The following is a 23482-nucleotide window of genomic DNA, read 5'->3' as shown; positions in this document are numbered from 1 at the left end:
TTATTTCACCTCGCCGTTTTGACTCTGAAGCCAGCCGGCTTTGCCATTGGATAGCTGTACATTAAACCATACTTCATTTGTTTTGCTGTTTTTAAATGTGCCGAGGTATTTTACTTGCTGGCCTTTTGTCACAGTACCGACTGTTTTGTAGTCTTTTGTGTTAGCTCCGCTGTATACAGAAGCGCTTGTTTTCACAATAACGGAAGATGGTGCGGCAACTGCTGAATAGCTGACATCAGCTGCTGCAATCCAGCCGAATTGGTTCGGTGCATATTCAACGCGGTAAAACTTCCCGTCTGCAGCTGTTACTTGCTGAGTTACTTTAAGAGATTGGGAGAGTGCGCCGCTTGAAACAACACGGTAGCTATAAAGAGCGCCAGAATGAATATCGGCAGAAAGAGATTTTACATAAACCTGGCTTGGCAGAGTTGGGATGCTGGTGCTTGTGTCCTCAAGAGCCTGGCGCAGTGATGCCACATCTGATTCGAGCTTTGTAATCCGGTCTTTTTGCGGGTTCAGCTGGCTGTTTACCCAATCTACACTGGCCAAAACAACATTAGAGGCAGCAGAAGTGCTTGCGAGAGGAGCAGCAGCTCCTCCTACAAGCAAGCCTGCTCCAAATACAAGAGCAATCGTCGTCTTTTTCATCTAATTAATATCCCCCTGTGAAATAATTTGCAATGCCGTTGAAAATCCCCTGTGCTGCGCTTTTGCGGAAGGCTTCTGTGCGAAGCTTTGCTTCCTCTGTCGGGTTTGAAACAAATGCAAGCTCAACAAGTACGCTCGGCAATTCATTATGCTTAAGAACGTAGAAGTTCGCAGTATTAGTGCCGCGCTCGTACGTACCGACTTGTTTTGTAAGGGCGTTTTCAATCGTATCAGAAAGCACTCGGCTTTTTTCGCCGTTAAAGTTATAAGCTGTGTTGAAGTATACTTCTGATCCGCGTGCTGATTTGCTTGTGCTTGAATTTTGGTGCACGCTGACAAACATGTCTGCATCTGACGCATTTGAAATGTCTGTGCGCTCGTACAGCTCAAGGAACGTATCATCATCCCGTGTATAAATGACCTTCGCTCCGTTTTTCTCAAGCAAATCGCCAAGGTAAAGGATGACACCAAGATTGACTGTTTTCTCATAAAGGCGTGAAGGGCCAACTGCGCCGCTGTCTTTGCCGCCGTGTCCGGCATCAAGGACAATAGTTTTTCCGTAGACGCCTGTTGGAAGAACAGAGATGACGAGCTTGTCAGATTTATTTCGGACAGTGAACATATATCCTGGCTGCGGTGTAACAGTGAGCGTGCTGCCGGATTGAGAAATATTCTTGATGCCCTTAATTTGCTGTGAAGGAAGATCCACATTGATCCCTTTTGTATTGAACTGAAGCGAACGGTCGCTTAACAGCTTGTAGGACAGATCAAATGATTTGGTTTTGGTCCAGCGCAGCTCTGTATCTGTTTTAGAAGTAGCTGCTACAACCGGACTAGCTAGGGAAACCGGGATAAATGCAGCCGTTTTATCGGCCTGAATCCAGCCTCTGACTCCTTTAGCCGTTTCAACATTCAGCCAGCCATTCAGCGGTCTTAAAACAGTCAAAGTCTCACCGGATTTTACGCTAGCAGCAGCTTTCGAGGAAGCTGAAGCAGACCGGTAAATAGAAGTGCTTGATTTTGTATAAGCATATTGGCGGTCAGATAGGGATTTATAAGCTTCCCAGCTCGGAATCCAGCCGTTTTTGCCATTTTCAGATTGTATATTAAGCCATGTTTCTCCTGCATCGTTGATTGTTTCGCCCATTACTGTGATTTTGCTGCCGAAACGAAGTTTTTCCACAAATGAATTGGAGTAGTCTGCACCTGAACGAAGCTCAGCCTGGTAGGTGCCGATGTATCTGCCTTCATTTAATGTGATGGCTTTTTCACTCAGCAGGGAAGCTGAGATCCAGCCGAATGTGGTGGCATTCAGCTTGATGCGGTACCAAAGTTCGCCAGATTTGTTCGTGAATTGATCCACAACTTTTACGGCATTGCCATAATTGAGAGTGGTCACCTTCGAGTAAGAAGTATCTGCCCCTTTACGGACATTTGCTGCCTGTACCTGAACATAGTAAATGCTGGATAGAGCAGGTTCAGTGCTCGTATCCGCCTGTTTCACCCATCCCAATTTTCCTGGAAGGTATTCTACGCGGAACCATTTTTCAGAAGCAGCGTTTGTGAACTCGGCAATCGCTGGCAATTCAAAGTTCACAGGTGCCTGGTAAACAACCTTGTACCTTGTTTCAGCACCGCTGTGGATAACGGTTGGCGAAATTTTAGCGTACACCGTTTTGGAAAGGTCGGCTGGCTTTACTTGCTCGGTTGTCAGCTGTTCGGCTTTTGTCCATCCAGCTGTACCGTTCTCAAGCTCCAGACGGTACCAAAGCTCGCCTGCATTGTTTGTGAATTGGTCAATAACTTTTACCGCACTTCCTTTAGTAAGGGAGGCAACAATGGAGTAAGAAGTTTCTGCTCCTCTGCGGACATTGGCATCAGCTGTCTGCACATAATAAACACTGGAGAGAGCAGGTTGAGTTTTCGTATCCGCCTGTTTGACCCATCCAAATTTTCCTGGAAGATATTCTACACGGAACCATTTTTCAGAATCCTTGTTAATAAATTCGGCAATGGCAGTAAATTCAGAATTCGCAGGTGCACTGTAAACCGTTTTATAACTTGTTTCAGCGCCGCTGTGGATGATGGTAGGTGCTGCTTTTGCGTACACTTTCTTGGAAAGATCAGCTGGCTTCACAGATTGCTCGATTGATAGCTTCTCAGCTTCCGTCCAGCCCATTGTGCCGTTTTCAAGCTTCAAACGGTACCACGGCTCTTTGCCTGCAAAAAAATCTACCACTGTTACTTTTTCATTTGTGAGTAATTGATGAACAGACGTATAAGAGACGTCAGCACCTCTTCTTAATTCAAGGCCTGACTTTGCAACATACCCTGAGTATGTATCTGGCTTTAATTGGAGTTCTTTAAAGGGAATCCAGCCTTTTGAATGTGGTGTTTGTACGTTGTACCAGATCTCATTTTGCTTTTGATTGATAAAGGTGCCAAGAACCTTAACCAATGCATTTTCATCAAGCTTTTCTTTTACGGCATAAGTACCTTTTTCGGCACCTGAGAGCACTTCAGCGTTTTGATCTTCAGTAAACATGTAAGCTGCTGTGTCATTTTGCTCTTTGATGCTTTCGCTGTGTACCCAGCCTGTAACACCCTGATAGACGACTTTGTACCATTTTTCATTTTGCTGATTCGTAAATTGATCGATTACGAGGACTGTGTTTGCTGCGGAAATTGTTTTGACTGTTTTGTATGCTTCTGTTGCACCTCTGTGGATCGCAGCTGACGCTTGCGTTTTTCCGATGAACGGCACCTTTTCTGCTGCGTGAACTCCTTGAGACTGCATGGGCAATAAACTAGAGACGACTAAACCTGTGGCGATGACCCATTGAAACTTAATTTGTATTCCCTCCCAAATTTGTTAGCATAGCTTTTTTCGGCTTGTCTGCAAAGTGATGATCAGAGCTTATGACGAAGGCATCACATTTCTTTGCTTCAGGCTCAAGAGCCTCTTTTCGAACGAATGCGTTCTATTAATCTATTTATCTGATAAAAACGCTTTATCTTATTAGAGCGGCAAAAGTAAGGAAAGAGACTTACGAAAAAGCTTTTTACAAAAAAAAATCCTCTGCGGTGTAGAATCAGAGGTATTTTTGTCTATATTTTAACAAAGGTGTCATACGATGTCTGCACAATTTATGATATTTTTACATAACTTTTAAATAAATACCTTTATTTGTAATGAAAATGCAATTATAATATTAGTCGATTAATAGGATAAAAGACTCAGATGAGTGTTCTGCGAAAAATCACAGATAAATGACTATGAAGGGCTTTAAGTCAACACCATCCTTAGTTCCTGCGGAGAAGAATCTTATATGTATTTCGCTGATGAAGGAGACATCATTCAAATAGAGGCAAAAGTAAAACTTACGCCTGTATCAGAATAAAAAATTGCCCTCCGCGCCTGGAGGGCAATTTTTTATTGGCCGGCACCGGAGCCGGAGGAATCCTCGCCGGAAGTATCTGTGCCTTCCTGGTTTTCCTGATCCCTGATGGAAACTGTTTTATTTTCCAGATGATCCTGCAGGGTTTTCTGCAGTTCTTCTACACTATCCGGATCAGGCTTATAATAGTAAGTCGGTGTGTATAAATCTGTTCCTTTAAGCTTTAATTTATCGATTTTGTCAGTTGAGAACCCGGAGTAGTTTTGCTGGAAGCCGAGTACTTCTGGAATTCTAAGGTTTGTGTCAACGTTTTGGCCTACTTTGCCTGCAATGTCATCGATTTGCAGGAAGTTTTGCGGCGCTGTTGCTTTTTTGATCACAGCCGTAATGATCTGCTTTTGGCGTTCATTACGTCCGAAATCGCCTCTCGGATCTCTTTTTCTCATCCGGGAGTAAGCAAGTGCTTCTTCGCCGTTAAGGTGGTGCATTCCTTTTTTAAAGTTGATCCGCTCTCCATTTGTATCATTGTGCTCCCAGAAAGCGAATGGAACATTCACATCAACGCCGCCCAGTTCATCCACAATGTCTTTGAATCCTTTAAAGGAAACCTCTGCATAATAATCAATCGGGATATCAAGGAAATCTTCAACCGTTTGCACAGTCAGGTCTTTGCCGCCGATTGAATAAGCTGCGTTGATCTTTGTTTTGTTCTCTCTGCCAGGAATGTGAACGAGCGTATCGCGCGGAATGCTGAGCATTTTCATTGATTTATCTTTCGGATTCAGCGTAATGACAATCAATGTATCGCTTCGTCCGCCTTCACCGTTTGTTGAGTAATTTTCTACCCCCATTAAAAGAATGGAGACGGGGTCTTTCGAAAGCTGAACGGCTTTTTCCCGTTTTTCGGACTTCTCGCCCCTGCTTAACTGATGATAGGATTTATCTGCCTGCTGGTAGGCGTTGTATGTGACATAGGCAAGATAGCCGCCAAACGCCAGTACAATCAGCAGCAGAATAAGCAGAATCTTTTTCCAGCGGCTTTTTTTCTTCTTTTTTCGCTTCCTAACAACTCTTCTATATTCAGTCATTTTTCCATCTTCTCCTAACGTGCTTGGTCCCAACACTTCCTTTATTCTGTTTCCGCGTCACTTTCCAAATAAGTGACAAGCCCTTCTTTAATCGAGCATTTTCCGTTGGTAAGCTCTGTCATCCAGTCGCAGAATTCCTGCGTGGCATCTTCCGCAACATATGTTTCAATTTCAACCTGGTCAAGATAATGGATCTCTTTTATTTCATATATAGAAGAACGCAATTCGTTTTCAGCTTTCCCCAGAAGGGTATATTCTATCGTCGTGTGCATAACCTGCATTAATTTTCTTTCAACAATGCCTATTGCATTAAGGCCTTCTGATACAGATTTGCCGTATGCGCGAATCAGGCCGCCTGCCCCAAGCTTAATGCCCCCGAAATAGCGGGTGACAACTGCCGCCGTATCCTTCAGATTGCGTTTTTTTAACACTTCCAGCATAGGAACACCGGCTGTGCCGCTCGGCTCGCCGTCATCACTGGCTTTTTGGATCGAATCGTTTTCGCCGATCAGATAGGCAGAACAGTTATGGTTTGCATTCATATGCTGCTTTTTAATACGCTGTATAAAAGCCTGGGCTTCTTCTTCTGTTACAGCACGGCTTATATGGCAAATAAATCGGGATTTCTGAATGATTAGTTCATGCTCTCCCGTGCCTTTTACTGTATAATAATGAGGAAGCATGCTCGAACACCTCCTGTAGCAAGACCCTTATTTCATAAAGAAAACCGACAATCTCTACTGAATTGTCAGGCTGTGAATAGCATGTATAGATGAATAGCATATATATTAGAAAGCAATTGAAATTACATTACTCTATTATAAAGCGCAGGAAGATGAAACATCAATCTTTATCTGAATTTTACATAATATACAAAGATTCATCCAAGATTAGACAGGGCGACCATTTTTGGCATTGGAGGGAAATACGTGACTTCCAGAAAACTCGATTGTGAACTGCTTGATCAAATACTGGAAAAAATGATACATACCGTTGATGGAAGCAAAGATGAAATTTTCACCATCGGAGAGCAGTCAAGAGCTCAATATGAATCATTGGTCGAAGAGCTGAAGCAGATTAAAATGCAGGTAAATACGGTTATTGAAGAAGGGGACAAGCTCGAGGTTCAGTCCCGCCACGCCCGCAAACGGCTCTCAGAAGTCAGCCGGAATTTCAACCGGTTTAGCGAGGATGAAATTAGGGAAGCGTACGAAAAGGCTCATACGCTGCAGGTGGAACTGACAACCATGCAGCACAGGGAAAAGCAGCTTCGCGACCGGCGCGACGAGCTTGAGCGCCGATTGCTTGGACTTCAGGAAATCATAGAGCGCTCAGAATCGCTTGTCTCCCAGATCAGCGTTGTGCTGAATTATTTAAATCAGGATTTGAAGCAGGTTGGCATGCTGCTTGAGGATGCACAGCAGAAGCAGGATTTCGGCCTTCGCATTATTGAGGCTCAGGAAGAAGAGCGGAAGCGGGTCTCAAGGGAAATTCATGATGGTCCTGCTCAAATGCTGGCAAACGTGATGATGCGCTCAGATCTTATTGAACGAACGTTCCGCGACCGCGGGCAGGAAGAAGGGTTCAAAGAAATCCGCAGCCTTCGGCAAAATGTGCGTGACGCTTTATATGAAGTGAGGAGAATTATCTATGACTTAAGACCTATGGCTTTGGATGATCTTGGACTGATTCCCACCTTGCGAAAATACATGGCAACGATCGAAGAATATAACGGCAAGACGAAAATTGATTTTCAAAGCTTAGGGGAAGGAGAGGAACGGCGCCTTCCGCCAAGATTTGAAGTAGCGCTTTTCCGCCTTGCGCAGGAAGCCGTGACAAATGCTCTGAAGCATTCTGAAGCCTCTGAAATCACCGTAAAGGTTGAAGTATCAAGTGAAAATGTCAATCTCGCTGTAAGAGATAACGGCAAAGGCTTTGAAATGAAAGAAATTAAAACAAAGAAAAACAAATCGTTCGGCCTGCTCGGAATGAAGGAACGGGTTGAGCTGCTTGACGGTAAAATGACAATTGATTCTAAAATCGGCCTCGGTACTTTTATCATGATCCAAGTGCCTGCCGTTTAATAAATAAAAAAATGTAAGCGGAAAGTCTTGCATTTTTCTTGTATACTCTTCTGCTTTATTGCGGCAAACTAACGACAAAAGGCATATTGACGGAGTAGAGGAGAATGGGACTAGAATGAGAGTGGGGAGGCGTGTATAGCATGAAGACAAGAATAGCCATTATTGATGATCATCAATTATTCAGAGAAGGCGTTAAACGTATTTTGGATTTTGAACCATCCTTTGAAGTAGTCGCTGAAGGTGACGACGGGGATGAAGCAGTGCGCATTGTCGACGAGCACAGACCTGACGTCGTCATTATGGACATCAATATGCCAAACGTTAACGGTGTGGAAGCAACAAAGCAGTTAGTTGATGCCAACCCAGAAACGAAGGTCATCATTCTTTCCATTCACGACGACGAAAACTATGTAACCCATGCACTGAAAACAGGTGCACGCGGCTATTTGCTGAAGGAAATGGATGCGGATACGCTGATCGAAGCAGTCAAGGTAGTCGCAGACGGAGGATCATACCTGCATCCGAAAGTCACACATAACCTTGTAAACGAGTTCCGCCGCTTGGCGACAACTGGCGGAGGAGGCGGCTCACAGCACATTCAGCCGGAAGTTCGCCGTCCATTACATATCCTGACCAGACGCGAGTGCGAAGTTCTGCAAATGCTCGCTGACGGAAAAAGCAACCGCGGCATCGGCGAAGCACTGTTCATCAGTGAAAAAACCGTTAAAAATCACGTGAGCAATATCCTGCAAAAAATGAACGTAAACGACCGTACTCAAGCTGTTGTTGTAGCGATTAAGAACGGCTGGGTGGAAGTTAGATAATTTGGAAGAGAGAGCCTGTCCCTTTAGTGGGATGGGCTTTTTTTATTGATGAGGTGCAAAATTAACTTTTTCGAAGTGGAAAATGGATTTTGGCACTTGGTGAAGAAGGATATTCCCGAACCGCAGCTTTATATTCCCGAATAGAGAGTGGAATTTCCCGAAACCGGCTGTTATATTCTCAAAATAGGGGCTTAATTTCCCGAAGGGCCGGTTACAAAGAGCGGACCGGGTTAGGGAGCAATACTTAAAACTGCACAGGGTAATTGGAGCCGCAAAATTAACTTTTGGAGAGTAGAAAATCAATTTTGGCACCCAGTACAGCAGCATATTCCCGAACCGCAGCTTTATATTCCCGAATAGAGAGTGGAATTTCCCGAAACCGGCTGTTATATTCTCAAAATAGGGGCTTAATTTCCCGAAGGGCCGGTTACAAAGAGCCACCCCGCGTTACAGGCTCTAATCCCCACTCTTAAACAAACGTTTGATTACCCCTTTTTTCAAAAAGAAACTAATGAATTTTCCCCGAATATTCTATACACTATAGGTATTGCTTAAAATTCGTGTAAGGAAGGTTTCAAGCTATTATGAAAACGGCGATTTTAACTGATAGTACGGCCTATATCCCGAAAGAACTGCGGGGAAAATACCATATACATATGATCCCTCTCAGTGTGGTTCTCGGCGGAGAAACCTATCAGGAAGAGGTCAATTTAACAGCGGATGATTTTTATACAGAGGTTCGGCATAAGAAGGAGCTGCCGACCACATCTCAGCCATCTGTCGGCTTGTTTCAGGAAACGTTTGAAGAGATGGCCAAAACGTATGACGCAGTCATCAGCATCCACCTGTCCAGCGGGATCAGCGGGACCTACAACGGTGCCATTGCAGCAGGCAAGATGGTGGACGGGCTTAAGGTCTACTCCTATGATTCTGAAATTAGCTGCATGGTACAGGGCTTCTTTGCCATTCAGGCGGCAGAGCTTGCCGCGCAAGGCGCCGAGCCCAATGAAATCATCCAGAAGCTTGATGAGACGAAACAAACCGTTAGAGCTTACTTTATGGTGGATGATCTTACCCACCTGCAGCGCGGCGGCCGCCTGAATGGTGCGCAGGCTTTTATCGGAAGTCTTCTGCAGGTGAAGCCGCTGCTGCATTTTGTTGATAAAAAGATCGTTCCGTTTGAAAAAATCCGGACCCGCAAAAAAGCGCTCAGCCGGATTTTTGAGCTGTTTGATGAAGATGCCAGAATTGGCTTGCCATTGAGAGCAGCGGTCATTCACGCAAATCGTGAAGAGGAAGCGAAGGAGTTAATGAGCGAGCTTTCTGCTGAATATCCGCATGTGGAATTTTATTTGAGTTATTTTGGACCTGTCATTGGCACTCATCTTGGTGAGGGAGCGATCGGTCTAGGATGGTGTAAAAAGGATTAATGGATTAAAAGCCCTGGATTAAATACAGGGCTTTTATACTGATTTTTGGACAAGTATGGACAGATTTCCATAAATCGGTCAAAATATCTCTGCAGGAAGGTGAAGAAATTGAAGGACATGAACGAAAGCTCGCAAAGAACTTACAAGCATTGGTCTACGCTTGAGGACCGAAAACTGATCTCGCTTCGTGAAGAAGGCATGAGATACAGGGAAATTGCCGCCAAATTGGAGCGCACAAAGCTAAGCGTTGAAAAGCGCTACCGCAAAATTATGAACCAAAAGGAAGATGCCTACTGAATACCTCTCCTCCGTTAACCCCTGAACTCCTCTTCTGCAGCAGACAGCTATTGCAGCAGGAAACCCCATTTCTAAAAGAAGAAATCCTCGCATTCCAATCTCAACAACTGATCACATCTGTTCCTGGTGTGCAAAAGATCTCCGGCAAATGGAGATGTGCAAGATGCCACGTGAAGGAGCAGCGATTTTACGCTGTATTTTACTGTGCCAGCTGCCATAAAGACTGCCGCTATTGCAGAAACTGCCTTATGATGGGCAGAGTGAGCGAGTGTACACCGCTTTATCGCTGGACAGGCTCTCCTAATAAAACAGATAAACAGCCATGCCTGCTGGATTGGAAAGGAACACTCTCTCCTATGCAGGAAGCAGCATCTCAGAAAATGGTGGAAGCTGTTGCAAATGGAAACGAACTCCTTGTCTGGGCCGTTTGCGGCGCAGGGAAAACCGAAATTCTTTTTAAAGGCATCCAAACTGCCTTGGAAGCAGGAAAAAAGGTGTGCCTTGCTTCACCACGCTCAGATGTTGTGCTGGAATTAAAGCCTAGACTGCATAAAGCTTTTCCTGAGACAAGCATCGCTGCTCTGTACGGCGGCACCGAGGACCGTTTTGAAAATGCCATGCTGACAATCGCCACTACTCATCAGCTGCTGCGCTTCTACAAGGCCTTTGACGTGATGATTGTGGATGAAGTGGATGCTTTCCCTTACTCAATGGATAAGGCCCTGCAGTATGCAGTCAGTACCGCACGGAAGCCAGAGAGCAGCCTGATCTACTTAACAGCCACACCTTCTTCTCACATGCAGCAGCTAGTAAAGAAAGGGCAGCTTGACGCTGTTCAAATTCCGCAAAGATACCATGGCCATCCGCTTCCTGTTCCTTCTTTTAAATGGATCGGAAATTGGAAAAGGAAGCTTGAGAAAGGAAAGCTCCCTGCACTGCTGGAAGAATGGATTAAAAAGCACCTTGCAGAAGAGAAGCAGGCCTTTCTATTTGTGCCTGATATTGAAACTCTTAAAACTGCTACGGCTTTGTTAAAAGAGCTCGACACCCGGATTGAAGGCGTTTTTGCAGAAGATCCTGATCGGAAAGAAAAAGTCATGAAGTTTCGGAAAAAAGAAACTCCCGTAATCGTTACAACGACCATTTTGGAAAGAGGCGTAACCATTCCCAATTCCGATGCTTGCGTGCTTGGCGCGGAGGATGATGTTTTCACCGAAAGTGCCCTTGTACAGATCTGCGGAAGGGTAGGGCGGCATGCGGATTTTCCTAATGGGGTGATATTATTTTTCCATTTCGGAAAAACAGAAGCCATGGTCAAGGGAAGACACCACATTCAGCGCATGAACAATCTTGCGGAAAAAAGGTAAGTTTTTTATAGTAAGGGTAATAGTTTCCACTAAAAGGAGGCGTCAGCATGGTCGTAAATGTGATGGAACAAATTATGGCTGATTTGCTAGATACTCATTTAAAAAGCCTGCAGATGAATTGCACGTGCGAGAAATGCCAGAGCGACGTACTGGCTCTTGCCTTAAATCGGACAACTCCCCGCTATGTAACAGAAAGGGCTGGCACCACCTACGTAAAAGCAGCCTTCATTGACAAACAGGAAGCTACATCACTGATCATCATTCTCGCCGAATGTGCTAAGCTCGTCTCGGACAATCCTCTGTGTGAAAAGAGCCGTCAAAATGAGATGCCTTTTATGTGACGCACGTCTCTCAGAAACAGTCTCCTGGAAAACCTTGCTGCTTATGGCCGAACCCCCTGCTGCCTGCCAAGATTGCCTGTTGCCTTTGAAAAAACTGGGAGGGCCATATTGTCCCGTCTGTTCCAGAAGCATGCCGGATAATCAGGAATGCAGCGACTGCTTCAGATGGAACAAAAACCGCGAATGGGCTGGTGTATTAACCAAAAACATCTCGATTTATCAGTACAATGAAGAGATGAAAGCTGTTCTGGCGCGGTACAAATTCCGCGGTGACGCCGAGCTTTCCAAGCTTTTTGCCGGAGAAATGAATAAGACATATAGAGAGCATTTCCGAGAAGCAGAAGCAGCCGTCCCCATCCCTCTCTCCGAAGAGCGGCTGTACGAAAGAGGCTTCAACCAGGCTGAGCTGCTGGCAAAGCAAATTCCTATCCCCATGCTCCACCCCTTGAAGCGCATCTCCACTGAAAAACAATCCAAAAAATCCCGCAAAGAGCGCCTCCAAAACCTTCACCTTTTTCAGCTTTCCTATGCAGATGATATTCAGAACAAACACCTCCTTTTAATCGATGATCTTTATACAACAGGCTTTACCGTCAGGCAGGCAGCCAAAATTCTTCTGGAAAACGGTGCCAGCTCTGTCTCCTCACTGACCTTGATCAGAGGCTAAACCTTTTCCTTCCTGCACCGATAATGAGAGTAGAGTACAATAATAGGAGAAAACCATATGAATGAATTAGCGAATTGCCCAAACTGCGACGGGCTGTTTGTCCAAACCCAATTCCGAACAGTCTGCAATGACTGCTACCAAAAAGAAGAGCGGAAATTTGATGCAGTCTACAGTTACTTAAGAAAAAGAGAAAATAGAAGCGCCAATATTGATGAAGTTGTTGCGGGTACAGGTGTTGAGGAAGAGCTTGTTCTGAAGTTCATCCGTCTTGGGCGCATCCAGATTTCCAATTTCAAAAATCTCGGCTATCCTTGCGAAAAATGCCGCGCGATGATCAGAGAAGGGAAATTGTGCCTGAGCTGCAAAAAAGATTTGGAAGCACAAATAAGCCAAATGAATCGCGAAGAAGATCGCCTGCGCCAAAAGGTCCAGGAATCACGCAATACCTACTATGCCAATTCTCCTGAAAAATAGAAACGGACTAAACATCAAGTAAATCCTGACGATACTAAGAGTATCCAAGAAGTCCGAAAAATAAGTGATGGAGGGGTTTTCATGAAGATTAACAACCACAATGTATCTGGAATTAATCCATATCAAAAAAGTCTAGATAAAATGGCCAAACCGGAAGCGGCTGCACAGAAAAAAGACAAGGTAGAAATTTCAAGCGCAGCGAAAGACCTTCAGGCAAACAGCATTGTTCAGGCCCGCCAGGAAAAAGTGGAAGCATTGAAAAAACAAGTAGAGAACGGAACATATAAAGTAGATCCAAACACAGTTGCAAACAGCATCGTAGATTTCTTTCGCAAGCAATAAACAGGAGTGATAAGCTATGCCGGCAGAAAAACTGATTTCAAGCCTGGAGAGGCTGCTTCAATTGAATACGGAGCTTTACGAAATGGCACTTGAAAAAACAGACCTTCTGAAAAAGGACAGAGCTGATGATCTGAAAAATCTTCTTTTAAGGGAACAGGCAGCCGTTCGGTCCATTCAAGAGGCTGAGGCTGGAAGAATTCAGTATGCGGCAGAGTTTTTGCAAAGAGAGCATGACCTCACCCTGACAGATTGCATCAATAAAGCAAAGGGCGCGGAGAAAGTAAAGCTAACAAGCCTTCTCGGGGAATTCACTGATGTGATGAGCAAGCTCAAAACAGCCAATCAGCTGAACCACCAGCTGTCCCAGCAGGCCTTGCAATTTGTAAGGATGACAATGGATATGCTGCTGCCGAGAGAACAAACGCCAAACTACTCCCGCCCAACTGTACAAAAGGAAACGGAACCGAAGCGAAGATCGCTCTTCGACTCAAAAGCATAAGCACGGAGGAAAAAACATGACGTCAACCTTTTTTGGTTTGGAAACGGCTCGCAGGGGAATGACAACCCAGCAGGGAGCCCTGTATACAACCGGCCACAATATATCAAACGCCAATACACCAGGCTACACCCGCCAGCGCGTCAATTTCGAGCAAACAGAACCTTACCCTGCACCAGGCTTAAACGCAGCCAAAATTCCAGGCCAAATGGGAACAGGCGTCCAGGCTGGATCCATTGAACGCATCCGTGAAGGATTCTTAGACCTGCAATATAGAGGCGAGAGCACAAAGCTCGGCTACTGGGATTCCAGATCAGAAGCCATGCAGAAGATGGAAGAGATCATGAACGAGCCATCTGATACCGGTTTGTCTAAAACGATGGACCAGTTCTGGCAGTCACTGCAGGACCTTGCCGTTAATCCGACGAATGCAGGAGCGCGCGCCGTGGTACGGCAGCGTGGACAAGCTGTTGCCGATACGTTTAATTACCTGTCCAATTCACTGACAGCCGTCCGCGGTGATTTGAAAAGCGAAGTAGATGTAACAGCGAAGCAGATTGATTCGATCGGAAAGCAAATTGACAGCTTGAACAAGCAGATTTCTTCTGTTGAACCGAATGGCTATCTGCCGAATGATTTATATGACGCTCGTGACAGTTTGATTGACCAGCTGTCTTCTCTTGTAAAGATTGATGTTTCTTATACAGGAAGCGGCGGGAATGCACTTCCGATTGCTCAAGGAATTGCGACAATTAAAATCATCGGCAGCGATAATACACCTGCAGGGACGCTTGTGGATGGCCCTGGGAGGAGCTCAGCCGATGTTTCGGTATCGTATGACAGTAATGGTTCTTTGACTGGCCTGAACATAGGAACTAATACAGTAAATTTTGACAAGCTTGATAAAGAAGGGAAAATGAAGAGTTTAGCAGATTCTTATGGGTTTGTTGATTCCTCAGGGAAAACGCAGGGAACGTATGGAGAAATGATAGACAGTCTTGATGCAATGGCGTTTAACTTTGCGCAGGAGTTTAATAAGGTTCATCAGGCGGGCTACAATCTGAACAGCACGAAAGCAGACTTTTTTGCTCCAATGACTGATGCAAAGGGGGCAGCAGCCTCTATCAAGCTATCAAATGAGATTTTAGCTTCAACAGACTATATTGCTGCGTCCGGCACAGGAACTGTAGGGGACGGAAGCAATGCTACAAAGCTTGCCAACGTGAAAAACGGCAGCTTCGTTATTGACGGGAAAACAACCACGTTCCAAAACTTTTACGAAAGCTTAATCGGCGGAATGGCGGTCGACGCACAGGAAGCAGACAAAATGACCCAAAACAGCACAACATTAAGAGACGCGGTCGACCAGCGAAGACAATCTGTCAGCGCCGTCTCCCTTGATGAAGAAATGACAAACATGATCCAGTTTCAGCATGCATACAACGCTTCAGCCCGGATGATCACCGTTCAGGATGAACTGCTCGATAAAATCATTAACGGCATGGGCCTCGTCGGAAGGTAGGTAAGAGATAATGCGCGTAACACAAGGAATGCTCGCCCAAAACTCACTTAGCAATCTAAGCAAAAGCTACGGCAGCATGGACAAGCTCCAAAACCAGCTGTCCACAGGAAAGAAAATCAGCAGACCTTCTGATGACCCGGTTGTGGCCATGAAGGGAATGTTCTACCGGACGAACCTGACGGAGGTTGAGCAGTTTAAGCGAAATTTGTCTGAATCTTATACATGGATGGATAATTCGGAGAGCGGGATTGAGCAGGGGACGCAGGTTTTTCAGCGTTTTCGTGAGCTGACTGTTCAGGCACGGAATGGTTCGAATAGTGCGGAGGATTTAAAAGCAATCGGTGCTGAAATGGAACAGCTTCGCGAGGATTTAATTGGAGTGGCAAATACCCAGGTAGCAGGAAAATATATATTCAACGGCACGTCAATCGATCAGCCGCCTGTTGCTGCAGATGGTACTGCTAGTTTCAAAACGGATAGCTTTAATATTGAAGTAATAAAAGGTGTTTCGCTGAAGTCCAATGTAAATGGGGTAAATGCTTTTGGCGGGAAAGTAAATGACAAGGATCTTTTCCAAACCATGCAGGACGTTATTAACGCAGTAAACACCAATACATTGGGAAGTAATGATCCTCTGGCAAACCTGGACAAGCATTTCAATAATATGAGTGCAGAACGTTCAGAACTTGGTGCTCGTTACAATCGACTTGAATTGATTGATGACAGGGTAGCACAGCAGGAGGTTGTCGCAAATCGCATTCTTTCTGATAACGAAGATGCTGATATCGAACAGGTGATTACAGACCTGAAAATTCAGGAAAGCGTCAACCGCGCAGCACTCAGTGTCAGTGCTAGAATAATACAGCCAACTCTAATGGACTTTTTACGATAAGAATGAAAAGCTATCTTTTTAGAAAGATAGCTTTTCTTATAGGAGGAGTAAAATGCAGATCCCTCAGATCAGATTAGAGAGTACCCAAGGAAGAATTGGGCTTACAACCATTCAGCCAAAGATGGAGCAGGAGCAGCCGAAAGCAGATCTCTCAATTGAACAGCCTCAGGCTGAGCTTTCAATTGAAACGATTCCAGCGAAAATGACAATTGATACGACAGAAGCAAGGGCTGACGTTGATTTGAAAAGCATTGCGAGAAGGAAAGCGGAAGCGGCACAGCAGGGGTATCAGGATCTATTGAGCGGGATTGCCAGAAGATCGGACGAAGGTGAGCAGCTGATGAGGATTGAGAACGGCGGCAATCCTGTTGTCGAGCAGGCTCAGGCAAATAGCGCGTCCCCTGTTTATGATTTTAATATTGGCTTTGTTCCCTCAGCTGGCAGCGTGAAAATTGATTTTCAGCCGGCGCAGGTAAAGATTGACGTTGTTCCGCGGAAGCCGATTATTAATGTGAAGCAAAATAAGCCAGTCTTAAACTACGAACCAGGCAAAATAGAAGTCCATCTAGACCAGCGGCCGGAACTTAAAGTAGATTTTGTTACGGTCGATATCAAGGTATAATGGACGGGAAAGGTGTGACAGCATGCTGAAAACAAAATATCATGGTGAGATTGAAATTAACGAGGCTCAAATCTTGCAGTTTGAGAGCGGGATACCAGGGTTTTTAGATGAAAAGCAATTCGTGGTTCTGCCCTTGGAAGAAGGATCTCACTTTTTAATTTTACAATCTATCACCACTAGTGAACTGGCCTTTGTCGTCACAAGTCCGTTTACCTTTTTCAAAGAATATGAATTTAACTTGGATGACAATACAGCTGAAAAGCTGAAAATAGAAAAGCCGGAAGATGTACAGGTAATGGTCATTTTAACCCTGCAGGACAAATTCGAGGATTCCACAGCGAATTTGCAAGCGCCGATTATCGTAAACGAAAAGAACAGCTTGGCCAAACAGGTCATCTTAAATGACCCAGCATACAAAACGAAACACAAGCTTTACTAGGAGGTGGAAGCATGCTGGTACTGACAAGAAAACTAAACGAGTCCATTAAAATCGGTGATGACATCGAAATTAAAATCGTGGCCATCCAAGGCGACCAAATTAAACTCGGCATTGAAGCACCAAAGCACGTCGACATCCACCGCAAAGAAATCTACCTTTCCATCCAAGAAGAAAACAGCAGCGCAGCCTCTATCTCTGTAGATCTTTTAAACCAGCTGAAAAATCTCTAAAATCTTAAACAAACGTTTGATGTTTTTATTTTTTTCTAAAATCTATTAAACGGAAAGAACTTCCTGTCGATATAAGAAGTGTAGCAAGCAGCTGAAAAGGCGGCCGACTTTGGAAGCTGACTTGCAAATTCACATGGATGTGAAAACGAAACTCAAGGAGGAAATTAATAATGAGAATTAATCACAATATTGCGGCACTTAATACTTACCGTCAGTTGAATACTGCATCAACAGGGCAATCTAAATCAATGGAGAAGCTATCTTCAGGTCTTCGTATCAATCGTGCAGGTGATGATGCAGCAGGTCTTGCGATTTCTGAAAAAATGCGTGGACAAATTCGTGGATTAGACCAAGCATCTAAAAACTCTCAAGATGCGATTTCTTTAGTACAAACTGCTGAAGGTGCATTAAATGAAACTCATGATATTCTTCAACGCATGCGAGAATTAGCTACCCAGGCAGCTAATGATACAAACGTAGGTGCAGACCGTACTGAGATTCAAAAAGAAATTAATCAATTAACTTCTGAAGTTAACCGAATTGGTAATACTACTGAGTTCAATACTCGTAAACTATTAAATGGTAGTAGTGGAGGTACTGGTGTTGCTGGAACTAAAGGAACAGACACACTTGCTATTGGAACAGCATTAGTTGCTGGTGAAAGTTTTAATGTTGATGGTGTGAAATTTACAGTAAAAGCAGCTGGAGCTGCTGATTATACAAAAAATGAACTAGAAGCTGGAGCAGATGCAACTGCTCAAGCGGAGAATTTAGCTAGAGCGCTTCAAAATAGTTCGTTATCAGATAAGTATGATGTAACAACTAACACAGGTACCTTGACATTTACTCAAAAAGAAGGATTTGAATCTGCTACTGCTTTAACTGCAACAATTGATTCAGCTTCTGGTGGTGTTACTTTAACAAATACTGGTACAGGTGCTGAAGGTACAGATGGAAAACTAACAATGCAAATTGGTGCAAATGGTGGTCAAACATTTGTTGTTGATATTAAAGATATGCGAGCGGATGCACAAGCTAATGGTATGAAGCTTTCTGGTACAGGAACAGTATCAACGGATTCAGGGAAGACAGCGGTCTTCGTAAATAATGCTGTAACTAACGGTACTGATGATAACGCAGTTTTTGGAGCTTTAGATGTTTCTACTGCTGCTAATGCATCAGCAGCAATTGATGCAATTGATGACTCAATTAAAGCTGTATCTGGTGAACGTTCAAAATTGGGTGCTTATCAAAACCGCTTAGAGCACACCATCAACAACTTAAACACATCTTCTGAAAACCTAACTGCTGCGGAATCTCGTATCCGTGACGTAGATATGGCGAAAGAAATGATGAACCAAACTAAGAATTCAATTCTTTCTCAAGCAGCACAAGCAATGTTGGCTCAAGCGAATAGCGCACCTCAAGGAGTTTTACAACTTCTAAGGTAAATATTCGAAGGGCGTCTTATCTAGCAATGGATAAGAGTATAACTGGGTGAATTGCTGGAACTTCCTAAAGCTCCATCAACCACAACGTAACTGGAAACGGTAAGCGTGATGGTCTGAAAATGATGAAGGTGAAACAATGGATAATCAGCAGCCAAGCTCCTGTGAGGAAACTCTGGAGAAGGTTCAACGACTAGAGAAGTACGGTCTAAGGCGAAAGCTATGACTATGAATCTCGTAGGGCAGCAAAAGCTGTTCGAAGTGCCCAGCTCCATGAAAAACATGGATGAAGATATAGTCTATTCTGTAGTCGAAAGATACAGTCGCAAAGCAAGCGAACCAACAACCACAAGGAGTTTTACAACTTCTTCGTTAATTTTAGATTATTTGAGAGGGACTCTAGTTCATATACTAGGGTCTCTTTTTTCTCTATTTGAAAAAAATGATGATTAAAGATATATAATAGTCAAAAACAGGAGGAATTATGAAGATTCCAATTTCGAAATTAAACCAATTAGCGTATTTAGAAGTAGTTGATAAAATTATTGAGCTCAATAAACATGCTAGAGATTTCTGGTCAGACGCATTAGGATGGGCACCAATGGAAGTATCAAATTTTTTAAGTAAGTCAAGATTGGATTGGCAAGTATCGTTGTCTCATTCAATGAAGAAGTGGAATGAATGCTCTTGTTTTGAAGCGGAAAATGGAGATTTAATACTTGCTTGGGCAAATCTCGGTACTTTGGTAGAGGGAACTATAAAGCTGTTTCTTTCCGTATATTTAAATGATTATCTGGATGACTCCACGAATTTTAAGACCAGAAGAGGAGATGTTTTACAGCCTGACGAGATTTCATTTGAAAAACTTCGCCAATATTTTAGAGATAAAGTTTGGAAAGATAGGGAATCTGCTTCAGAATTTGACGATTGGGTTTTATTTATGCAGCAGAGGAGAAATGCTATTCATGCTTTTAGAAGTAGAGAAATTGGTACTTTTGCTGAGTTTAAATCCCATACAAAAAAATATTTAGCTTTTTTAATGTATCATCTAGCCAGACTGCCTTACCCAGATGACCAATATGGTCCAAATTTATACCTTAAATAATACATGGAATTGCTTGGTTTGTAATAAGAGATTGAAGACCTATGAAACAAATAGCAAAATAAGAATATATTATTATAATGTTTAAGCTAATCTTAAGCCCTAATTCCTTTCGAGGAGTTAGGTTACCCATTTGTGCTAAGTGCCAACCATTACATGGTCACCGAAAGGAAGACTTATGAAATTGCTAGATGACATAGATGCTGTTCCAACGGAAGGGGAAGAACTAGATACTAATGGGCTGATCGGTATGTCCAATTCGTCCTCAATCAAGAACATTGAAACTTACAGAAACTGATTCGAATAAAGATAGTGAACTGTCGAAAATTTATCCTGTTGCAAAAGACCGTAAGGCTCCCTGTAACTTCGATCTTGCCTACTGGAATCCTTGTAGAGTTTAGTGATATCTCCATCTCCTACAATACGGGCTAATCGAATATTTTTCTCCAAACTAGAAAGCTCTAGAAAATTATTCATGTAAATTCCCCCCAATTGTCATTATGTAAGAACAAATGTTTCGTTTCGGTGAGTAGCTATTAAATATTTTTCACTGAAGCCGATATAACGAGTAGAGAACAAATGAGGAGTGTTTCACATGTCCATTAATACTATATCTGCACAGCATGTTCCTCACACCCAAGAAACCGAAAATAAAACAAAACAGGATCATCTCATTCCGGTAGTTCAAGAGAATGCTGAGACGCAAATTACAAAGGAACAGCTGGAAAAAGCAATCCACGGAATGAACGATTTTGTGCAATCCGGCAATACCCACCTGCAATTTAAACTTCACGAGAAGTTAGACGAATATTATGTAACTGTAGTAGATGATCAAACCAATGAGGTAGTGAAAGAGATTCCTTCGAAAAGGCTGCTTGATACTTACGCGGCAATGAATGATTTTATAGGTTTATTAATGGATAAAAAAATCTGAGGACGGTGAAGCAGTATGACTACAATGCGCATTAGCGGACTTGCGAGCGGCATGGATATTGATCAGATGGTCAGCGATTTAATGAAGGCGGAGCGGATCCCTCTTGATAAGATGAAGCAAAACAAGGAGACGCTTGAATGGCAGCGGGATGATTACCGTGACATGAATAAGCTGCTGAAAGACTTGGATCAGACGATTTTTGATGGGATTGGCAGGCAGGCTTCATTTATACAGAAAACAGTCACAAGTTCTAATGATGCCAGTGTTTCCGCAAAAGCAATCAGTGCATCAAGCAACTTCACTTCTTCTGTAGAGGTATCCCAGCTTGCAAAACCTGCTTCATGGGTTTCTGATACTGCTCCAACTTTCACAGCAGGCACTGCAGCAGATTTAACGTTTAACGTAATGGACCCGGGAGCTACTGCTGCCAGAACAGTTAAAATTTCGATCAGTGCCACAGATACGATTGATAATGTGATTTCGAAAATAAATTCCAGCTCTCTTGGTGTTTCTGCTATGAAGGAAAACATTCAGGTAGGGACTCAGCCAGATCCAAACGATGCTGCTAAAACGATTCCGGTTTATGCGGAGCGAGTAGTTTTTTCCAATAATCAAACTGGAAAAGGAGCTTCTATTTCTACATCTGATGCCAGCACTAAAAACGTCATGGCAAGCCTTGGTTTTGATACAAGTCAAGATACTTTAAAAAGTACTGATGGAACAAACGCCGTTGTTAAACTTAATGGCTTTCAGATGGAAAAAACCTCAAACACTTTTTCCGTTAACGGTGTTGAATATACACTCAAACAATTAACAACTGCGCCAGTATCTGTTTCAAGTACCACAGACGTAGACGGCATCCTGGACACCATCACAAAATTCGTTGCCAAATACAACGACACTATCGATAAAATTAACGGCAAAACATCTGAAGACCGATATAAAGACTATACACCGCTTACAGACGTTCAAAGAGAATCCCTTTCAGACAAGCAGCAGGAGCAATGGGAAGAAAAAGCAAAAAGCGGCTTGCTGCGAAATGATAGTCTTTTAGCAAGCGGATTAAACAGTCTTCGGAACAATATGTATGCACCGGTTAAAAGTTCAACCAATGTAACAGGGTATAACCAGCTTTCTGAAATTGGAATTACCACTTCTCCTAACTATTTGGACAAGGGAAAGCTTGTCATTGATGAAGCAAAGTTGCGTCAAAAGATTCAGGAGAATCCGAATGCGATTTATCAGCTTTTCAATGCGAGCGGAACAACTGATGATACATCCGGTATTGGGAAACGCCTGCGCGCATCCATCAAAGACACCATCACAAAAGTCGAAAGCAAAGCCGGCAACAGCATGATGACGAACCAAAAGTTCACCATCGGTAAAAACTTAAACGATCTCGACAGCCGCATCACAGCTTTCAACGCCCGAATGACCCAAGTCGAAGACCGCTACTACCGCCAATTCACTGCTATGGAAACGGCCATTTCCAAGGCTAACCAGCAGTCTGCCTACATTATGAACAATTTCGGCGGCGGACAATAAGAGGAGATTGAAAAATGGCAATAAATAATCCCTATCAAGCCTATCAGCAAAACTCTGTGACCACTGCATCCCCTGGTGAACTGACTTTGATGCTGTATAACGGCTGCCTGAAGTTTTTAAAACAGGCGCGCACAGCGATTGAACAGAATCAGATCCAAGATAAAAATACAAACTTAATCAAAGCACAAAAGATCATCCAGGAATTGATGGTTACTCTTAATATGGACGTGGAAGTTTCTAAGAACCTCATAGCGCTTTATGAATATATGAACCATCAGCTTATTCAAGTAAACCTGAAAAATGATTTGGAAATTCTCTCAGAGGTTGAAGGCTATGTTACTGAATTCCGTGATACTTGGAAAGAGGTCGTCCAACTGAACCGAAAGCAGCAGTTTGGAAATGGCGGACAAGTTTAATGAGTGCTGTTCAGTCAATTTTTGACAAGACGAAGGAGCTTTTAACTAAAGCCAGCGAGCCTGTTTCTAAGGAAATGCGGGAAGAGTTAATCCAAAAGCTCGACAGTTTGCTTGATGAGAGAGAGCCTTTTCTTCGCCAGCTGGCAGCGCCGTTTTCTGCCCTTGAGGAAAAACAGCTTGAGCAGATTGCTTCTTGGAACATAGAGCTTGTCGAGAGAATGACAAGTATCAAAGAGGATATTCAAAAAGATCTTGTGAATGTGAAAAAAGCAAAGACTCATACAGTGAAATATGTAAACCCCTATCAGTCAGTTTCGATTGATGGGATGTTTTATGATAAGCGTAATTGACCTTAAAAGATGTATTGTCTTTTAAGGTTTTTTTATGTCATACTATAAACAAATATTGGAAAAAAGGGGTTTCTCCAATCAAACGGTTCCCTTTCTTTGCCTTGTTTGTCCTGATCCCTTTGTTTACTGCCTGCGACATGTATTATGATCCACCCCTTCCGATTATCACTTCTCAAACTATCGATATTCCCGCCAGACAGGGGAGCACCTGCTGGGCCTCAGGTTGTAGAGACAGCGTTGGGGGAAAGCTACTCTTGCGGGGAGTAAAACCAACTGCTGTTTCACCAAATGCTCCTGTTTCCATCAAGTTCAACTATAAGCCTGCGCCTTTCAAGATGTATCTTCAGCAATTTCCTGATGAGCAAGGAGTAAATATTCCGTTGAAAAAAGGCTCTTTTCAAGCCCCGAGTGAAAGAGGCATTTATTATTATATGGTATCTGCTTATTGGAAAAAGAAAGAGGGCAGCGGAGGGGATACATCTGCCGGCTTTGTGATCGAGGTAAAATAAAAAGAACCTGACTCCAG

The 23482-nt window shown here is 43.5% G+C and carries 26 protein-coding genes; 22 read left to right on the top strand and 4 right to left on the bottom strand.

Translation table 11 applies throughout. From position 1 onward, the window contains the following. From LRR81_RS09455 to LRR81_RS09440, 4 genes are all read right to left on the bottom strand, one after another. Entirely contained in the window at window positions 1-648 is a 648-nt protein-coding gene (locus tag LRR81_RS09455; protein ID WP_231789117.1) for an SH3 domain-containing protein, read from the bottom strand. A 4-nt stretch (window positions 649-652) separates the two neighbouring features. After that, window positions 653-3445, bottom strand: coding sequence for an SH3 domain-containing protein (locus tag LRR81_RS09450; protein ID WP_231789116.1), 2793 nt, complete (start codon window positions 3443-3445; stop codon window positions 653-655). Window positions 3446-4081: 636 nt separating this feature from the next. Next, window positions 4082-5134: an LCP family protein gene (locus LRR81_RS09445; RefSeq protein WP_231789115.1), complete on the bottom strand. Its 1053-nt coding sequence runs from the start codon at window positions 5132-5134 to the stop codon at window positions 4082-4084. A gap of 41 nt (window positions 5135-5175) precedes the next feature. Next, window positions 5176-5817: a YigZ family protein gene (locus LRR81_RS09440; protein WP_231789114.1), complete on the bottom strand. Its 642-nt coding sequence runs from the start codon at window positions 5815-5817 to the stop codon at window positions 5176-5178. 246 nt (window positions 5818-6063) lie between these two features. On the opposite strand from LRR81_RS09440, the gene LRR81_RS09435 reads away from it, so the two are divergent. The 22 genes from LRR81_RS09435 (at window position 6064) to LRR81_RS09330 (ending at window position 23465) form a co-directional block, all read left to right on the top strand. Further along, complete coding sequence (locus LRR81_RS09435) at window positions 6064-7218, top strand: sensor histidine kinase (protein ID WP_231789113.1); 1155 nt, start codon at window positions 6064-6066, stop codon at window positions 7216-7218. 140 nt (window positions 7219-7358) lie between these two features. Further along, window positions 7359-8042, top strand: a complete 684-nt coding sequence (locus LRR81_RS09430; protein ID WP_231789112.1) for a response regulator — start codon at window positions 7359-7361, stop codon at window positions 8040-8042. Window positions 8043-8626: 584 nt separating this feature from the next. Further along, window positions 8627-9472 (top strand): DegV family protein, encoded by an 846-nt coding sequence (locus LRR81_RS09425; protein ID WP_231789111.1) that lies wholly within the window; start codon window positions 8627-8629, stop codon window positions 9470-9472. Window positions 9473-9580: 108 nt separating this feature from the next. Then, window positions 9581-9769 carry a hypothetical protein gene (locus LRR81_RS09420; RefSeq protein WP_231789110.1) on the top strand — a complete coding sequence of 63 codons (189 nt, stop codon included), beginning with the start codon at window positions 9581-9583 and terminating at the stop codon, window positions 9767-9769. A 50-nt stretch (window positions 9770-9819) separates the two neighbouring features. After that, window positions 9820-11136, top strand: coding sequence for a DEAD/DEAH box helicase (locus LRR81_RS09415; protein WP_231789109.1), 1317 nt, complete (start codon window positions 9820-9822; stop codon window positions 11134-11136). 47 nt (window positions 11137-11183) lie between these two features. Further along, window positions 11184-11477, top strand: a complete 294-nt coding sequence (locus LRR81_RS09410) for a late competence development ComFB family protein (protein ID WP_231789108.1) — start codon at window positions 11184-11186, stop codon at window positions 11475-11477. Window positions 11478-11607: 130 nt separating this feature from the next. Continuing rightward, entirely contained in the window at window positions 11608-12144 is a 537-nt protein-coding gene (locus LRR81_RS09405) for a ComF family protein (RefSeq protein ID WP_231789107.1), read from the top strand. Between the two features lie 57 nt (window positions 12145-12201). After that, the gene (locus LRR81_RS09400) at window positions 12202-12618 is read left to right on the top strand and encodes a TIGR03826 family flagellar region protein (RefSeq protein ID WP_231789106.1); all 417 of its coding nucleotides are present in this window, start codon (window positions 12202-12204) and stop codon (window positions 12616-12618) included. 81 nt (window positions 12619-12699) lie between these two features. Next, a complete protein-coding gene (gene flgM / locus LRR81_RS09395) occupies window positions 12700-12960 on the top strand; it encodes a flagellar biosynthesis anti-sigma factor FlgM (protein ID WP_231789105.1) in 261 nt (86 codons plus the stop codon). A 16-nt stretch (window positions 12961-12976) separates the two neighbouring features. Beyond that, entirely contained in the window at window positions 12977-13459 is a 483-nt protein-coding gene (locus tag LRR81_RS09390) for a flagellar protein FlgN (protein ID WP_231789104.1), read from the top strand. Window positions 13460-13475: 16 nt separating this feature from the next. Beyond that, window positions 13476-14978: a flagellar hook-associated protein FlgK gene (flgK, locus tag LRR81_RS09385; RefSeq protein WP_231789103.1), complete on the top strand. Its 1503-nt coding sequence runs from the start codon at window positions 13476-13478 to the stop codon at window positions 14976-14978. A 10-nt stretch (window positions 14979-14988) separates the two neighbouring features. Continuing rightward, entirely contained in the window at window positions 14989-15870 is an 882-nt protein-coding gene (flgL, locus tag LRR81_RS09380) for a flagellar hook-associated protein FlgL (RefSeq protein WP_231789102.1), read from the top strand. 52 nt (window positions 15871-15922) lie between these two features. Further along, window positions 15923-16492 carry a DUF6470 family protein gene (locus LRR81_RS09375; RefSeq protein ID WP_231789101.1) on the top strand — a complete coding sequence of 190 codons (570 nt, stop codon included), beginning with the start codon at window positions 15923-15925 and terminating at the stop codon, window positions 16490-16492. 22 nt (window positions 16493-16514) lie between these two features. After that, window positions 16515-16931 carry a flagellar assembly protein FliW gene (gene fliW, locus LRR81_RS09370; RefSeq protein WP_231789100.1) on the top strand — a complete coding sequence of 139 codons (417 nt, stop codon included), beginning with the start codon at window positions 16515-16517 and terminating at the stop codon, window positions 16929-16931. Window positions 16932-16942: 11 nt separating this feature from the next. Beyond that, window positions 16943-17161, top strand: a complete 219-nt coding sequence (gene csrA, locus LRR81_RS09365; RefSeq protein ID WP_231789099.1) for a carbon storage regulator CsrA — start codon at window positions 16943-16945, stop codon at window positions 17159-17161. A gap of 170 nt (window positions 17162-17331) precedes the next feature. Then, the gene (locus LRR81_RS09360; protein WP_231789098.1) at window positions 17332-18612 is read left to right on the top strand and encodes a flagellin N-terminal helical domain-containing protein; all 1281 of its coding nucleotides are present in this window, start codon (window positions 17332-17334) and stop codon (window positions 18610-18612) included. Between the two features lie 481 nt (window positions 18613-19093). Further along, the gene (locus tag LRR81_RS09355; protein WP_231789097.1) at window positions 19094-19714 is read left to right on the top strand and encodes a hypothetical protein; all 621 of its coding nucleotides are present in this window, start codon (window positions 19094-19096) and stop codon (window positions 19712-19714) included. A 592-nt stretch (window positions 19715-20306) separates the two neighbouring features. Beyond that, on the top strand, window positions 20307-20645 hold the full coding sequence (gene flaG, locus LRR81_RS09350) for a flagellar protein FlaG (protein WP_231789096.1): 339 nt from the start codon (window positions 20307-20309) through the stop codon (window positions 20643-20645). A gap of 15 nt (window positions 20646-20660) precedes the next feature. Further along, window positions 20661-22190 carry a flagellar hook-associated protein 2 gene (locus LRR81_RS09345; RefSeq protein ID WP_231789095.1) on the top strand — a complete coding sequence of 510 codons (1530 nt, stop codon included), beginning with the start codon at window positions 20661-20663 and terminating at the stop codon, window positions 22188-22190. Between the two features lie 14 nt (window positions 22191-22204). Next, window positions 22205-22606: a flagellar export chaperone FliS gene (gene fliS, locus LRR81_RS09340; protein ID WP_231789094.1), complete on the top strand. Its 402-nt coding sequence runs from the start codon at window positions 22205-22207 to the stop codon at window positions 22604-22606. After that, complete coding sequence (locus tag LRR81_RS09335) at window positions 22606-22956, top strand: flagellar protein FliT (RefSeq protein WP_231789093.1); 351 nt, start codon at window positions 22606-22608, stop codon at window positions 22954-22956. Before fliS ends, LRR81_RS09335 begins: the two co-directional genes overlap by 1 nt. Window positions 22957-23210: 254 nt before the next feature. Then, the gene (locus tag LRR81_RS09330) at window positions 23211-23465 is read left to right on the top strand and encodes a hypothetical protein (protein ID WP_231789092.1); all 255 of its coding nucleotides are present in this window, start codon (window positions 23211-23213) and stop codon (window positions 23463-23465) included. Window positions 23466-23482: the final 17 nt, after the last annotated feature.

Source organism: Metabacillus kandeliae (genome assembly GCF_021166585.1).
Classification (GTDB): Bacteria; Bacillota; Bacilli; order Bacillales; family Bacillaceae; genus Metabacillus_B; species Metabacillus_B kandeliae.
Note: the sequence above shows the minus strand (reverse complement) of the source record. Positions and strands in the feature narration are given on the sequence as shown.

Coding starts and splice junctions, on each gene's coding strand:
- LRR81_RS09345 (WP_231789095.1), top strand. CDS start 20,661: ATGACTACAATGCGCATTAGCGGACTTGCGAGCGGCATGGATATTGAT.
- LRR81_RS09410 (WP_231789108.1), top strand. CDS start 11,184: ATGGTCGTAAATGTGATGGAACAAATTATGGCTGATTTGCTAGATACT.
- LRR81_RS09360 (WP_231789098.1), top strand. CDS start 17,332: ATGAGAATTAATCACAATATTGCGGCACTTAATACTTACCGTCAGTTG.
- LRR81_RS09375 (WP_231789101.1), top strand. CDS start 15,923: ATGCAGATCCCTCAGATCAGATTAGAGAGTACCCAAGGAAGAATTGGG.
- LRR81_RS09390 (WP_231789104.1), top strand. CDS start 12,977: ATGCCGGCAGAAAAACTGATTTCAAGCCTGGAGAGGCTGCTTCAATTG.
- LRR81_RS09440 (WP_231789114.1), bottom strand. CDS start 5,817: ATGCTTCCTCATTATTATACAGTAAAAGGCACGGGAGAGCATGAACTA.
- fliS (WP_231789094.1), top strand. CDS start 22,205: ATGGCAATAAATAATCCCTATCAAGCCTATCAGCAAAACTCTGTGACC.
- LRR81_RS09405 (WP_231789107.1), top strand. CDS start 11,608: ATGCCGGATAATCAGGAATGCAGCGACTGCTTCAGATGGAACAAAAAC.
- fliW (WP_231789100.1), top strand. CDS start 16,515: ATGCTGAAAACAAAATATCATGGTGAGATTGAAATTAACGAGGCTCAA.
- flgL (WP_231789102.1), top strand. CDS start 14,989: ATGCGCGTAACACAAGGAATGCTCGCCCAAAACTCACTTAGCAATCTA.
- flgK (WP_231789103.1), top strand. CDS start 13,476: ATGACGTCAACCTTTTTTGGTTTGGAAACGGCTCGCAGGGGAATGACA.
- LRR81_RS09335 (WP_231789093.1), top strand. CDS start 22,606: ATGAGTGCTGTTCAGTCAATTTTTGACAAGACGAAGGAGCTTTTAACT.
- LRR81_RS09445 (WP_231789115.1), bottom strand. CDS start 5,134: ATGACTGAATATAGAAGAGTTGTTAGGAAGCGAAAAAAGAAGAAAAAA.
- flgM (WP_231789105.1), top strand. CDS start 12,700: ATGAAGATTAACAACCACAATGTATCTGGAATTAATCCATATCAAAAA.
- LRR81_RS09355 (WP_231789097.1), top strand. CDS start 19,094: ATGAAGATTCCAATTTCGAAATTAAACCAATTAGCGTATTTAGAAGTA.
- LRR81_RS09425 (WP_231789111.1), top strand. CDS start 8,627: ATGAAAACGGCGATTTTAACTGATAGTACGGCCTATATCCCGAAAGAA.
- csrA (WP_231789099.1), top strand. CDS start 16,943: ATGCTGGTACTGACAAGAAAACTAAACGAGTCCATTAAAATCGGTGAT.
- LRR81_RS09450 (WP_231789116.1), bottom strand. CDS start 3,445: ATGCAGTCTCAAGGAGTTCACGCAGCAGAAAAGGTGCCGTTCATCGGA.
- LRR81_RS09430 (WP_231789112.1), top strand. CDS start 7,359: ATGAAGACAAGAATAGCCATTATTGATGATCATCAATTATTCAGAGAA.
- LRR81_RS09400 (WP_231789106.1), top strand. CDS start 12,202: ATGAATGAATTAGCGAATTGCCCAAACTGCGACGGGCTGTTTGTCCAA.
- flaG (WP_231789096.1), top strand. CDS start 20,307: ATGTCCATTAATACTATATCTGCACAGCATGTTCCTCACACCCAAGAA.
- LRR81_RS09455 (WP_231789117.1), bottom strand. CDS start 648: ATGAAAAAGACGACGATTGCTCTTGTATTTGGAGCAGGCTTGCTTGTA.